Source organism: Pseudomonas brassicacearum (assembly GCF_003732265.1).
Taxonomy (GTDB): domain Bacteria; phylum Pseudomonadota; class Gammaproteobacteria; order Pseudomonadales; family Pseudomonadaceae; genus Aquipseudomonas; species Aquipseudomonas brassicacearum_D.
In genome coordinates this window covers 1-431 of record NZ_MOBK01000141.1, presented here as the reverse complement: position 1 = coordinate 431, position 431 = coordinate 1, and the positions used below count along the sequence as shown (strand labels likewise).

The following is a 431-nucleotide window of genomic DNA, read 5'->3' as shown; positions in this document are numbered from 1 at the left end:
CACAGCCACATAGACCCGCGCGGTGGCCCAGGTGCCGGACGCGCCGACCTGACGATCACGGGCCATGAAGCCATCGTCGACGGCGACCCGCGAAGCGCCTTCGGTAGCGCCGAGTGCCGCCGCCGTTTCGTGGAACAGCTGCCAGTCCTTGACGCCGTTGCCGCCGGAGAAAATGAACTCCGCTTCGGCCATCGGAATCGCCGCCGGGTCGACCGCCACCGCGCCGAGATCTTCGCTCCGCGACAAGCTGCGCGCGACACTTGTGGATAACTCCACCGGCAACGCTTCATGACGGGTTTCGCTGACCGGCTCGGCGCATTCGGCGGCAGCCAGAATCAACCTTGCAACGGGACGGGCGAGGTCTTGCAGCCCAGCACCAGCGCGGCCGATGCACTCCTGATCCTTGACCTGCCAGACCCGCGTGGCCGGGC

General features: G+C 67.7%; 1 protein-coding gene. It reads right to left on the bottom strand.

The window, feature by feature from the left end; genetic code table 11:
* Positions 1-431 (bottom strand): FAD-binding protein (locus BK660_RS30475; protein ID WP_221178662.1); only part of this gene is annotated, 431 nt, incomplete at both ends.